The organism is Maribellus maritimus (assembly GCF_022267315.1).
Lineage (GTDB): Bacteria > Bacteroidota > Bacteroidia > Bacteroidales > Prolixibacteraceae > Draconibacterium > Draconibacterium maritimum.
On the sequence record NZ_JAIKLE010000043.1, the window covers coordinates 22,793 to 35,662 of the forward strand.

Below are 12,870 nucleotides of genomic sequence, written 5' to 3' on the forward strand. Positions count from 1 at the left end.
GCGTTTGGTTTGGTTTTTTAAAACTTATTTCGGAATTTAGTGAAGCTATAAAAAAGTTCTCTGAAACTATTGATTTTACTGGTAGTCTAGAATGCCGAAGAGTTTTATTTTTCAATTTTAGACAGAGAATATAAGTTTTATAAAATTATTTAACACACTTATTTTCAATAATTTAATAATTATTTAAATTTTTGCCGTATGAACAAAGCACAATTAATTGATGCAATGGCCGAAAAAGCAGGCCTAACTAAAGCAGACGCTAAAAAAGCTCTTGACGCATTTGTTTCTGCAACTACTGATGCCTTAAAAGATGGTGATAGAGTTGCGCTTATTGGATTTGGCTCATTTTCAGTTTCTGAACGTGGTGCCAGAACAGGAAGAAACCCGCAGACGGGTAAAGAAATTACAATTCCAGCTAAAAAAGTTGTAAAATTTAAAGCTGGTGCAGAATTAGCAGACGCTGTATCGTAACTGAAACGGATAGAAAGAAAGGGAAACAAGAAATTGTTTCCCTTTTTTTATTTTTGTTTAAAATGGTATTTATGCATAAAAATCTTCTTCGCTATCTGTCAAAATTTATAACCCCGGCCAGGTTGGCTCTTTTTGAAAAAGTTTTAAATGAACGTACAAATTATATTACCGTCGTTCTTGAAGATATTTTTCAGCCGCAAAATGCCAGTGCCGTTTTACGTTCCTGTGATTGCTTTGGTATTCAGAATGTACACGTTATTGAAAACAGAAATGAGTTTACTGTAAATAAAGAAGTGTCTCTGGGCTCTTCAAAATGGCTAAGTATTCAAAAATATAACGAGGAAGAGCATAATAGTCAGAACGCGATTAAAAAATTAAAAAAGGACGGTTATCGTATCATCGCGACTACCCCACATACCAGCGAGCAGACACTTCATGAATTTGATGTACGAAAAGGAAAAGCCGCATTGGTTTTTGGTTCTGAACTGCCAGGTGTTTCCGAAATAATTATGAATGAAGCTGATGAATTTTTAAAAATACCGATGTACGGATTTACCGAGAGTTTTAATATTTCCGTTTCAGCTGCTTTGGTTTTGTATGAAATTTCAAATCGTTTGCGTGAATTGGAACCGGAAAAATGGAAATTGCCAGAGAAAGAAAAAGATGAAATAAAATTGGAATGGATAAGATCAACTGTCAAACAAAGTCAGTTGCTTGAAGAACGTTTTTATAAAGAAATGACAAAAGAGCAGGATTAGCCTACCATTTTAAAAAAAACATCGAGGGGAATTAACTTTACTCCTTTTTTCTCCCAATTTTCAAACGGTAGTGGTATTTTGGGAAGTTCTTTGATAGCATCCTTAATCACAATAATGTTTTTGACTTTTCTGTTTAATCCTTTTACAGCATAATCTACACATACATTGGTTGTAACACCATAAACAACCACTGTGTCAGGATTAATCATTTTTAAAATCTTTTTTGTCCACTGATTCCCTGAAAATACATCAAATGCATCTTTTCTGATGATAAAATTTCGGTATTTGTTAAGGTCCAGAATCTCGGGTGTAATCAAATATTCCTTGTTCCAGTCAAATATTACAGGATCTTCCGGGGCAGTTTCATTTATATAATCGGCACCTTCTGTTCCGGCCATACAATGCTCAGGAAATGTTTTTATAAAATCGGGGGAAGAATCCAATTCGGGCGAATTATAAAAATGATGATCTGCTGAATTTACTACCCGTATCATTTTTTTTTCAGCAAACTCTGTTAATTCTTTCCATTTGTTTTTGAGGTTCTCTGCACCTTCAACATAAAGTTTTCCATCAGGTTCCACAAAATCTTTTTGTGTGTCAACATTCCAGAATAGCCAATTGGAAAAATCCATTGTTCTTCTTTTATAAAATTCCTTTAAATTTATTTATTTATAATGATTCTTAAGTGTTCTGAATGTTAAATTTTTATTGCAAAAAAAACCGGAAGAATTCCGGTTTTAATTTTGTCAATATATTTTTTAGATTCCTTTTTCTAGAAATGTTTTAAATTCTTCATCGTCAAAAGTAACACTCATTGTATATTCAGTGCCATCCGGTTCAACGATAGCATGATAAGGAATTGTGTTTGTCCCGTATTTTGAAATAAGAAGATCCAGATTTTTCTGTCCCATGGTCTTTTTTACTTTTCCGTCAACTTCTGAGCTTGTCCATTCATCTTCTGGCAGTTTTGTTCGGTCATCAGTATACAAGCCGATAATAACATACTTTTCTGATAGTATTTGTAAAGCTTCCGGATCTGCCCAAACCGAGTTTTCCATTTTTTTACAGTTTGCACATGCATGCCCTTTAAATACAACAAATGCTGGTTTTCCCTGTTCCTGCGCACATGCAAGTCCCTGTTCATAATCAAAATATCCCGGCAATCCATGCGGAAGGTGCAGTTTGTCGGCATATTTGGCCGGACCACAAAGTTCTTCAGTTGATGAACTGTGAACACCATTGGACGAAGTATTTTGCGTCAAATATGTATTCGTGCTTGCCGGTGGAATTAGTGATGAAATTGAAGATAACGGATTCCCCAATAAGCCGGTAAATAAATAAATTACAAAGGTAAATGTAGCAATCGAAAGAAATAATCTTCCAACACTAACATAAGGTAAATCACTGTCGTGCGAAAATTTAATTTTGCCCAGAAAATACATTCCTAAAATGGAGAATACTACAATCCAGATTGCCAGATAAATTTCGCGGCTTAATATCCCAAGACCGTAAACCTGATCAATATTGCTCACAAATTTTAACCCAAATGCCAAAAGGATAAAGGCAAAAACAACTTTTATTGCATTTAGCCAACCGCCTGATTTGGGAAGTTTACTTAATGCAGAAGGGAATATGGCAAGCAATGTAAATGGAGTTGCAAAAGCCAGTCCAAAAAAGAACATCCCAATCAGAGGACGCATTCCGCCATCCTGAACAGCTTGAATAATAAGTGCCCCAATAAACGGTCCTGTACATGAAAATGAAACGATAACGGTTGTTAGCGCCATAAAAAATGCTCCAATCAACCCACCTTTGTCAGCCTGAGAGTCGGTTTTGTTAACCAGGCTGCTGGGTAGAACAATCTCAAAAGCTCCGAAAAAGGAAATAGCAAAAACAAGGAATAAAATAAAAAACAAGATATTTGGAATCCAGTGGGTACTTAAGATACTTCCTACATTTGGTCCAAAAATTCCGAAGGAAAATAAGGCTCCAAGCAAGGTGAAAATAAGTACGATTGAGAATCCAAAAAAGAATCCGGTTCTTATGGCTTTACTGCGGTTTTCGCTTCCACGCATAAAAAAAGATACTGTCATGGGTATCATCGGAAATACACAAGGAGTCAAAATGGCAGCCAGACCAGCCAGTGCCGATATTAAAATAAATAACCAAATGGTTTGTCCGCTGGCTGAGCCTGAAGTTGATGAGGTTGTAATTTCTTCGTTGGATGTCGGAGACAGTCCTGTTTCACCTGATGTTTTCCCTTTGTTAAATGTAAACGAAAATTCGGTTTCATTGGGTGGAGTACAGGTTTCGTCATTACAACTCATAAAAAGAACATATCCTTTTATTTCTATCTCATTGTCGGTTAGTAACTTAATTTTTTGAGTTAAAGTTGCTTCATGACTAAAATATCCTACGTTCATTTGAAAAGTTTCATCAAAAACCTTAACCGGTTCGGGATTTTTTTGAATATCCCCGATAAATTCAAATTTTGTGGAATCATCAAAAACAAATGCCGTTGCGATTGGCCCTCCTTCCGGCAAATAGGTATCATACAGGTGCCAACCATCTTCAATTGAGGCTTTGAAGATTAATTCAACTTCGTTTCCGTTTTGTTTGGAGTCAAAGGTCCAGGAAGTTGGGTTTACAATTTGCCCTTTTACAAACAGGACTGATAGTAGCAAAACAATAATAACTGATAGTTTCTTCATTTTAATATGGCGTTTTCTTTTATGTTAAATATGCACAAATATAAATATGTTCATAAAACAAAAATGATTCCATTTGGTTTGCTGTGACAAAAGTTCCATTTATGGCAAAAAAATAATCAATTAATGTAACATTTTATGAATTTTAACAGAATTTTAAAAAAAAGCCGCTCATTTTTGAATGAACGGCTTTTTCTTAAAGAATTATTTCTTCAAGATTTTCATCAAAAAAATGATATTCCAGATAAGAATAGGTACTGTTGGATTCTACATTAACCCATCGCATATGCTTCAAAAACCATTGGTTTCGTATACTTTTAAAACCTTTGGTTAGGTATGCCGCAATATACGGATGTACTTTTAGATTCAGTTTTTTCTTATTCAAATCTTTCAGAATGTATTTTACTTTACCATCCAGTTCGTCGGCAAATAAAATAGTGGGCACAATTTTACCACTGCCTTTGCACGTAGGGCAGTTTTCTGCTGTCTCTATATTTTCTTCCGGGCGTACACGTTGCCGGGTAATCTGCATGAGACAGAACTTACTTAACGGTAAAATGTTGTGCTTGGTCCGATCTCCGGCCATAATCTCCTTCATGTGTTCGTACACTTTCTGGCGATTAGAAGCCTGGTGCATGTCAATAAAATCAATGACAATAATACCTCCCATGTCTCGCAAACGAAGTTGTCTTGCAATTTCATTACAGGCGGCCAGGTTTACATCCAGTGCGTTGGTTTCCTGGTCGAGCCCAACTTTAGCGCGGTTTCCACTGTTAACGTCAATTACATGAAATGCTTCGGTATGTTCAACGATTAAATAGGCACCATCTTTAAATGAAACTGTTTTTCCAAACGACGCTTTAATTTGTTTTTCAATTCCATAGTGTTCAAAAATGGGTTGACGTCCTTTGTAAAATTTTACAATTTTCTTTTTGTCAGGCTGAATGCTGCCTATGTAATCGCTAATTTCATTAGCAACCGATTGATCGTTAACAATAATACTGCTAAAGTTGGAATGATAAATGTCGCGCAGAAGCGCCGTTGTCCTGTCCATTTCCCCGATAATGAGTGACGGTGGCTGTGCGCGACGAAGCTTGTTAAAAGTGGTTTCCCATTTGTCAACCAATCTGCGTAATTCCTGGTCGAGTTCAGCAACTTTTTTACCTTCAGCAACGGTTCTGATAATTACCCCGTATTTTTTTGGTTTAATACTTTGAACCAGTTTTTTTAGCCGGTTTTTTTCTTCGGTAGTTTTAATCTTCTGAGAAACAGAAATTTTGTCGCTGAATGGCATTAGCACCAGGTAACGCCCTGCAATTGAGATTTCAGAGGTTAGTCTTGGGCCTTTGGTTGAAATGGGTTCTTTGGCTACCTGCACCAAAATTTTTTGTCCTACTTTAAGTAGGTTGTTTACTTTCCCTTCCTTATCGATATCAGGTTCTGAATGAATTCGGGAAAGGGATGAAACTTTGTTTTTTCTTGAAGACGCAATGCGAACAAATTTGTTTAATGTCGCAAATTGCGGTCCCATGTCGAGGTAGTGCAGGAAGGCATCTTTTTCGTAACCAACATCAATAAAAGAAGCATTCAGGCTAGGCATTATTTTCTTTACCTTCCCGAGATAAATATCACCCACTGCAAACTTTGCACCGCTTCTTTCCCGTGTTAATTCAACAAGCTTTTTGTTTTCCTGTAGAGCAATGACAATTTCGGATGGAGTTACATCAATAATTAAATCGCTACTCACAACCTAAATTTTAATCTGTAAATTTTTATTAATAACAATACTATATTAACAGATTAAACCTAAGACAAAAAACTGCCTTAGGTTTAATCAAAATATTCTTAATAAGTTAGGCTTATTAAAACCTTATTTCTTCTTTTTGTGTCTGTTTTTACGCAATCTTTTTTTTCTTTTATGCGTAGCCATTTTATGTCTTTTTCTTTTTTTTCCGCTTGGCATAATACACTATTTTACTTGATTTTTAACTTTTGCAACAAATGATTTTGCTGGTTTAAAAGAAGGAATATTATGCGCCGGTATGATTATCGTGGTGTTTTTTGAAATATTCCTTGCAGTTTTTTCTGCTCTTTTCTTAACAACATAACTACCAAATCCTCTTAGGTAAACATTTTTACCATCTACTAATGAATCTTTAACAGTTTCCATAAAGGCTTCCACTGTTTTTTGAACAGTTACCTTCTCAATTCCTGTGTTTTTTGAAATTTCATTTACAATATCTGCCTTTGTCATTTCTTAAAATATTTAATTTTCAATGTATTAATCGAAATAAACTGGTGTGCAAAAATATAAATAATTTAAGAACCGGAAAGCATTTCAAAAAAATTATTTTTGTTTTTCTTAAGATATTTAACGGGTTAGCGGAAAATGGAAGTATTTTTAGATGTAATATATAAGTGGTTTAAAAGAAATAGAAGGGAGCTTCCCTGGAGACAAACAACTGAGCCATACTATATTTGGCTTTCCGAGATAATTCTGCAACAAACGCGTGTTGCACAGGGAACAAAATATTATTTACGTTTTGTTGAACGTTTCCCTACTGTTAATGATTTGGCCAAAGCCACTGAAGATGAGGTGTTGAAAGCTTGGCAAGGCTTAGGGTATTATTCGCGCGCAAGAAATCTACATTTTACAGCAAAACATATCCAAAGCGAATTTAACGGGAAATTCCCATCGGATTACAAAGGTATCCTAAAATTAAAAGGGGTTGGGCCATATACAGCAGCCGCCATTGCTTCAATCGCTTTTGATTTGCCATATGCGACGGTTGATGGTAATATATATAGAGTTCTTGCAAGGTATTACGGAATTTCGACGCCTGTAGACTCTTCGAAAGGGAGAAAGGAGATTGAAACAATTGCCGGAGAACTTGTGCCCGACAGAAATGCTGGTTTTCATAACCAAGCCTTAATGGAATTTGGAGCTTTACAATGTATTCCCCAAACACCTGACTGTAAAAATTGTGTTTTGTTGAGAACTTGTTTTGCAGCAAAAAACAAACAAGTTCAGCAACTACCGGTAAAAACAAAGAAAATAAAACAACAAAAACGATATTTCTACTATTATTTTATCGAAAATGGCGAAAAGGTTTATATTGAAAAGAGAGAAGGAAAAGATATTTGGAGAAATTTATACCAGTTTCCGCTTTTTGAAACAAAAGAACCACTCACAGAGGGTGAAATATTAAACAACACGGAAAATGTTGGTTTTTTTAAACAATGTCATTTTAATATAAAGAGGTTATCGGCTGAGAAAAAACACATCTTAAGCCATCAGGTAATTTTTTCCAGGTTGGTTTCTGTCGAAATTTCTGATAGCAGATGCGTAGACCCAAAATATATTCAGGTAAATAAAAAAGATATTTCTAAATTTGCTGTTCCGAGGTTAATCGAAGAATTTATTAAAGAATTGAATTTAAATGAAAAAAAAGATTGAATTACTATTATATTTTTATGTAATTCGTAATTTTAAATGTTAACCTATAAAAGTTAAAATTATGTCAGTAAACAAAGTTATTTTAGTAGGAAACGTTGGAAAAGATCCGGAAGTAAGACATCTTGACTCGGGAGTTGCCGTTGCAAACTTCCCATTGGCTACTTCGGAAACTTATTTAGCAAAAAACGGAGACAGAGTTACAACAACAGAATGGCACAACATTGTGCTTTGGCGCGGGCTTGCTGATGTGGCAGAAAAATACGTTACAAAAGGGCGGCAATTATATATTGAGGGGAGAATCAGGACCCGCTCATATGATGATAAGGATGGAAATAAGAGATATATAACTGAAATATATGGCGACGTAATGCAAATGCTTGGTAGCCGGAATGACAATCAGTCGTCAGATAACCAGTCGTCACAATACAACGAAAATCAAAATTCGTCGTCTCCCAAGGGGAGTCAAAATGAACCTGATTTTGAAGAATCAGAAGGCGATGATGATTTGCCATTTTAAACCTAAGATAAATTAGTTTGGAAACAGATTCATTGCTGACAGCATCGACGATTAACAATTGGGATATTCAGTTTCACCCCGTTAGTTTAAGTTTTGTTGCAGCAATTGTAATAATTCTTCTGCTGTTATTAAGTTCTGCGCTTATTAGCGGTTCCGAAGTTGCCTATTTTTCTTTAAGTGCAGCTGATAAAAAGAAATTGTTACATAAAAAGAACAAAACCAATACAGGGGTGCTCAAAAATCTGGAAAACCCGGAAAAGTTGCTGGCCACTATTTTGGTGGCCAATAATTTTGTTAATGTTGGAATAATTATTTTAACAACTTACGTTTCAAGTAATCTTGTAACCATCGTTAATGCACCGGTGTTAGAATTTATTCTTCAGGTGGTTGTAATTACATTTTTTCTACTGTTGTTTGGCGAGATATTACCAAAAATATATGCCAATCATTATGCGCTGGGGTTTTCAAAATTTATGGCTATTCCCTTGTTAACGCTTGAAAAAGTGTTCCGGCCGGTAAATGCCATTTTATTATATTCTTCATCTATCGTAAATAAACGAATGCAGAGACACCGGAAGAATATTTCGATGGATGAAATTTCTCAGGCTCTTGAGCTTACTTCAGAACAAGAGCTTTCGGAAGAAAAGGAGATACTGGAAGGAATTGTGAAATTTGGGAATAAAAGTGTTGAGGAGATTATGAAGCCTCGTGTTGATGTGGTTTCACTTGACATTAAAGTCAGCTTTTCCGATGTTTTAAATGTGATAATTGAGTCGGGCTACTCGCGAATACCTGTTTATATCGATTCATTTGATAATATCAGCGGTATTTTATATACTAAAGATTTACTGCCTCATAGCCACAAAGGAAACACTTTCAGATGGCAAACCCTGATTCGCCCTCCGTTTTATGTTCCCGAAACAAAAAAAATAAATTCGCTTCTTGAGGAGTTCCAAAAAACCAGAGTACATTTTGCTATCGTAATTGACGAATACGGAGGAACAGCAGGCATTGTTACTCTCGAAGATATCCTGGAAGAAATTGTGGGAGATATTACTGACGAATTTGACGAAGAGGAAAGTTACTTCTCAAAAATTACGGATAATACCTATCTTTTTGACGGAAAAACACTTTTAATCGATTTTTACAAAACCATGGAATGCAGAGATAATGTATTTGATGATGTAAAAGGTGACGCAGATACTCTTGCCGGACTAATTCTTGAACTCAGAGGGGAAATTCCCGTAAAGAATGAAAAAATAGTTTGCAAGGATTTTAAATTTACCATTGATGCAGTTGATAATCGCAGGATCAAACAAATTAAGGTAGAATTGAATAAACAGCCTTAATTTCCGTTATTCTCAAAAACAAAATATACGCGATGAAAAAACATTACTTGTGGTTTTTTATTTTTATTCTTTTTCTGGGGAGTTGCCGTCAAAAATATACACCAAAACCACGGGGGTATTTTCGGATTGATTTTCCTGAAAAAAATTACCACTGGATAGAAAATAAATTTCCCTATCGTTTTGAAATACCTGATTATTCTCAGATTCAACCTGACTCGCGAAACCCGGAAGAACCCAATTGGATAAATATTGAAGTGCCCGAAAACAAGGCCGAAGTACATATTTCATATTACACAATAAAAGGACAAGGAACAGAGAAAAGAATGCAACTGGCTGAATTTATGGAGGAATCGAGAGAATTGGCTTACAAACATTCTATAAAGGCAAATGCTATCAATGAGCGGGTTTTTGTAAATCCGGCAAACGATGTTTATGGGATTGTATATAAAATTGAAGGAAATGCAGCTTCACCAATGCAGTTTTTTTTAACCGATAGTACACAACATTTTTTACGAGGTGCACTTTACATTCGCGAAGTCCCGAATATAGATTCAATAAAACCGGTTATCGATTTTCTGGAACCCGATGTTGTACGTTTAATTGAAACAACCTACTGGGAATAATGGCTTTTGCAAAAAAAATAGAACTGGCAGACGGAATTGTCGGAATTTGGGAAATTACCGAAGAGCTGGAGGTTTTATATTGTCAAATTTATTTTTCAGAAACGGAAAAAAAAGAATTTGAAATGTTCTCTTCAATACGAAGGAAAAAGGAATTTATAGTCGTTCGTTTGCTTTTGCAGAAGCTATTGGGAAAAAAAACTGAAATTTTGTATGACGATTCAGGCCGACCATTATTAAAAAATTCTACCACTAATCTCAGCATTTCTCATTCAAGGGATTTGGCCGTAGTTTTTCTTTCCAAAAAAAGAATTGGGATCGATGTTGAAGACTCGAAGAGAAAAATTGAAAATGTTGCCCAACGTTTTTTGGATGAAAAAGAAAAAAGGTTTGTTAAAGATTGTGGGAACCCGCAAAAAGCGACAATTCTTTTATGGTGCGCCAAAGAAGCCATTTTCAAGTGTTCCGAAAGACAGGGAATCGATTTCAGGTCAGAGATTTTTATTTCCCCTTTTTCTATTCATAAGAATAAAAAGTTTAGAGGAGAAAAGGTTCGCGAAAATGAAAATATCACATATCAACTTCAACATTTCGATTACAAAAACAATGTTATCGTTTTTTGTGTTGAAGATGTAATAAAATCATGAATAAACATGAAAAAAGCAGAAAATCAGATTTTAATTATTTTTGGCGCTTCAGGCGATCTGACAAAACGTAAATTATTACCGGCGTTATTTCAACTTTACAAAGATAAATTACTTCCCGATAAATTTGTTGTTCTCGGAGCTTCCAGAACAGAACTTTCGGATGATGATTTCAGGGCAAAAGCTGATGAGTTTTTATCAAAAGAGGAAGGTGTGGAGGATTTTAAAGAAATGCTTTTTTACCAACCAATTTCTCCATCAGAAGAGAAAGATTATGGCAAACTTAAAGAAAGACTCACTGAGCTGGAGAAACAACATAAAATGGAAGCAAATTATATCTTTTATTTGTCGACTCCGCCTTCGTTGTACGACGTTATACCCAAACATTTGGCGAGTGCAGGTTTAAGTAAGTCTGAAAAATTCTTTAGAAGGCTGATCATAGAAAAACCTTTTGGCAGTGATTTGAAATCGGCAAAAGAATTGAATATTAGCTTGTTGAATTATTTTCAGGAAGAACAAATATACAGGATAGACCACTACCTTGGAAAAGAAACCGTACAGAATATGTTGGTTACACGTTTCTCGAACGGAATTTTTGAGCCTTTATGGAATCAAAATTACATAGAACGTGTTGAAATTACTTCGGCCGAAAATCTTGGTGTTGAAGGTCGTGGAGGTTATTATGATCACTCGGGAGCTTTACGCGATATGTTACAAAATCATTTGCTTCAGTTGGTAGGTTTTGTTGCAATGGAACCTCCTGTTGTTGTAGAAGCTGACGCGATTAGAAATGAGATCCTGAAAGTATTTCAGTCTTTGCGGCCAATTTCTGAAAGCCAGGTGTCGAAATATGTGATCCGTGGTCAGTATACTGATTCGGTAATAAAAGGTGAAAAGGTTCTGGGGTATCGTGACGAGCCCGGAGTTGATCATCTTTCAAGAACTGAAACATTTGTAGCGATTAAGTTTTTTATTGATAACTGGCGGTGGGCCGGTGTTCCTTTTTTTATTCGCACCGGGAAAAAATTGCCAACCCGCGTTACAGAAATTGTTATTCATTTTAAAAGTGTTCCACATCATTTATTTAATCCTTCTCAGTCCCTGTCAGGAGGAAACAATCAGTTGATTATTCGTATTCAGCCTGATGAAGGGATTTTGCTGAAATTTGGAATGAAAACTCCGGGAGCAGGTTTTGATGTGCAGACTGTAAATATGGATTTTCACTACTCTGATTTGGCTGACAAACATTTGTCTTCAGCATATGAACGGCTGTTGCTTGATTGTATGCAGGGAGATGCAACATTGTATGCGAGAGGTGATGCAGTTGAGGAAGCCTGGAAATTTGTTCAGCCAATCATTAATGCATGGGGAACCAATCCTGAAATACCGATTTATGGATATCCTGCAGGTACATGGGGGCCGGAGGATTCTGATAAATTAATTTCTCCCCGGGGTGCATGGAGATATCCCTGTAAAAACCTGACGGACGATGGCTTATACTGTGAACTGTAGTTTTATTAAATTTGTTTAACTTTATCAAAATAAACAAACTGCAATGACTACGATACCTGAAGTAAAAATATTTTCCAAACCAAAGAAAGTATGTGAGGCTGTTGCCAGAGAAATATTAAAACTTACACAGGAATCTCCTCAAAAGAGATTTGATGTGGCCCTTTCCGGAGGAACTACACCTAAAAAGCTATTCAAGATCCTGGCTGCTGAGTTTTCGGCAGAGATTCCCTGGGAACGAATTCATTTTTGGTGGGGGGATGAACGTTGTGTGCCTCCTCAAGATGACGAGAGTAACTTCAAAATGACAGATGAATTTTTGTTTGCCAAAATTGCTGTTCCCAAAGAAAATATACACCGGATAAAAGGGGAAAATATTCCCGAAGTTGAAGCTTTGCGTTATGCTGATGAAATTGCGCAAAATTTGAATTACCGGGGAGAAAATCCAGTTTTTGATCTTATTATTCTTGGTTTGGGAGAAGATGGCCATACAGCTTCCATTTTTCCAGACCAGATTGAATTGTTTGAAAATGAAAATATTTGTGCTGCCAGCCAGCATCCAATAACCGGGCAAAACAGAATTACACTCACCGGAAAAGTTTTAAACAACGCCAGTCGTGTTTTTTTTCTTGTTACAGGTGCAAATAAGGCGCTACGTATTTCTGAAATAATGAACGACGACGAAGCAGCCAAGCTTCTTCCGGCTTATTATATTTCTCCGAAAAATGGAGAATTGATTTGGTACCTTGATGAGGAAGCAGCATCAAGAATTTCCTGAATAAAATATGATACAAATCCCCGGCTAAAATATATATGGCCGGGGACTTGTATGTTTTG

Annotated in this window: 13 protein-coding genes; 9 read left to right on the forward strand and 4 right to left on the reverse strand. The window is 35.9% G+C overall.

All coding sequences use genetic code 11. The annotated features are described in order from the left end of the window. Positions 1-198: 198 nt before the first annotated feature. The gene (locus K5G00_RS24930) at positions 199-471 is read left to right on the forward strand and encodes an HU family DNA-binding protein (RefSeq protein ID WP_238769231.1); all 273 of its coding nucleotides are present in this window, start codon (positions 199-201) and stop codon (positions 469-471) included. A 71-nt stretch (positions 472-542) separates the two neighbouring features. Next, the gene (locus tag K5G00_RS24935) at positions 543-1,229 is read left to right on the forward strand and encodes a TrmH family RNA methyltransferase (protein WP_238769232.1); all 687 of its coding nucleotides are present in this window, start codon (positions 543-545) and stop codon (positions 1,227-1,229) included. On the opposite strand, the gene K5G00_RS24940 is transcribed toward K5G00_RS24935, so the two are convergent. The 4 genes from K5G00_RS24940 to K5G00_RS24960 form a co-directional block, all read right to left on the reverse strand. Next, positions 1,226-1,861 (reverse strand): cysteine hydrolase family protein, encoded by a 636-nt coding sequence (locus tag K5G00_RS24940; RefSeq protein WP_238769233.1) that lies wholly within the window; start codon positions 1,859-1,861, stop codon positions 1,226-1,228. The genes K5G00_RS24935 and K5G00_RS24940 overlap by 4 nt on opposite strands. 126 nt (positions 1,862-1,987) lie before the next feature. Next, the gene (locus K5G00_RS24945; protein ID WP_238769234.1) at positions 1,988-3,940 is read right to left on the reverse strand and encodes a protein-disulfide reductase DsbD family protein; all 1,953 of its coding nucleotides are present in this window, start codon (positions 3,938-3,940) and stop codon (positions 1,988-1,990) included. A 193-nt stretch (positions 3,941-4,133) separates the two neighbouring features. Then, positions 4,134-5,684, reverse strand: coding sequence for an Rne/Rng family ribonuclease (locus K5G00_RS24950; protein WP_238769235.1), 1,551 nt, complete (start codon positions 5,682-5,684; stop codon positions 4,134-4,136). 222 nt (positions 5,685-5,906) lie between these two features. Further along, a complete protein-coding gene (locus K5G00_RS24960) occupies positions 5,907-6,191 on the reverse strand; it encodes an HU family DNA-binding protein (RefSeq protein ID WP_158862575.1) in 285 nt (94 codons plus the stop codon). 135 nt (positions 6,192-6,326) lie between these two features. Between K5G00_RS24960 and mutY the strand changes: the two genes are divergently transcribed. The 7 genes from mutY (at position 6,327) to pgl (ending at position 12,811) form a co-directional block, all read left to right on the forward strand. Beyond that, positions 6,327-7,394: an A/G-specific adenine glycosylase gene (gene mutY / locus K5G00_RS24965; RefSeq protein WP_238769236.1), complete on the forward strand. Its 1,068-nt coding sequence runs from the start codon at positions 6,327-6,329 to the stop codon at positions 7,392-7,394. 61 nt (positions 7,395-7,455) lie between these two features. Continuing rightward, a complete protein-coding gene (locus K5G00_RS24970; protein ID WP_238769237.1) occupies positions 7,456-7,911 on the forward strand; it encodes a single-stranded DNA-binding protein in 456 nt (151 codons plus the stop codon). Positions 7,912-7,928: 17 nt separating this feature from the next. Further along, positions 7,929-9,260, forward strand: a complete 1,332-nt coding sequence (gene gldE, locus K5G00_RS24975; protein WP_238769238.1) for a gliding motility-associated protein GldE — start codon at positions 7,929-7,931, stop codon at positions 9,258-9,260. A gap of 32 nt (positions 9,261-9,292) precedes the next feature. Next, entirely contained in the window at positions 9,293-9,883 is a 591-nt protein-coding gene (gene gldD / locus K5G00_RS24980; protein WP_238769239.1) for a gliding motility lipoprotein GldD, read from the forward strand. Next, complete coding sequence (locus tag K5G00_RS24985) at positions 9,883-10,527, forward strand: 4'-phosphopantetheinyl transferase family protein (RefSeq protein ID WP_238769240.1); 645 nt, start codon at positions 9,883-9,885, stop codon at positions 10,525-10,527. Before gldD ends, K5G00_RS24985 begins: the two co-directional genes overlap by 1 nt. Positions 10,528-10,533: 6 nt before the next feature. Beyond that, positions 10,534-12,036 carry a glucose-6-phosphate dehydrogenase gene (gene zwf, locus K5G00_RS24990; protein ID WP_238769241.1) on the forward strand — a complete coding sequence of 501 codons (1,503 nt, stop codon included), beginning with the start codon at positions 10,534-10,536 and terminating at the stop codon, positions 12,034-12,036. Positions 12,037-12,079: 43 nt separating this feature from the next. Next, on the forward strand, positions 12,080-12,811 hold the full coding sequence (gene pgl, locus K5G00_RS24995) for a 6-phosphogluconolactonase (protein WP_238769242.1): 732 nt from the start codon (positions 12,080-12,082) through the stop codon (positions 12,809-12,811). The last annotated feature ends 59 nt before the right edge of the window (positions 12,812-12,870 follow it).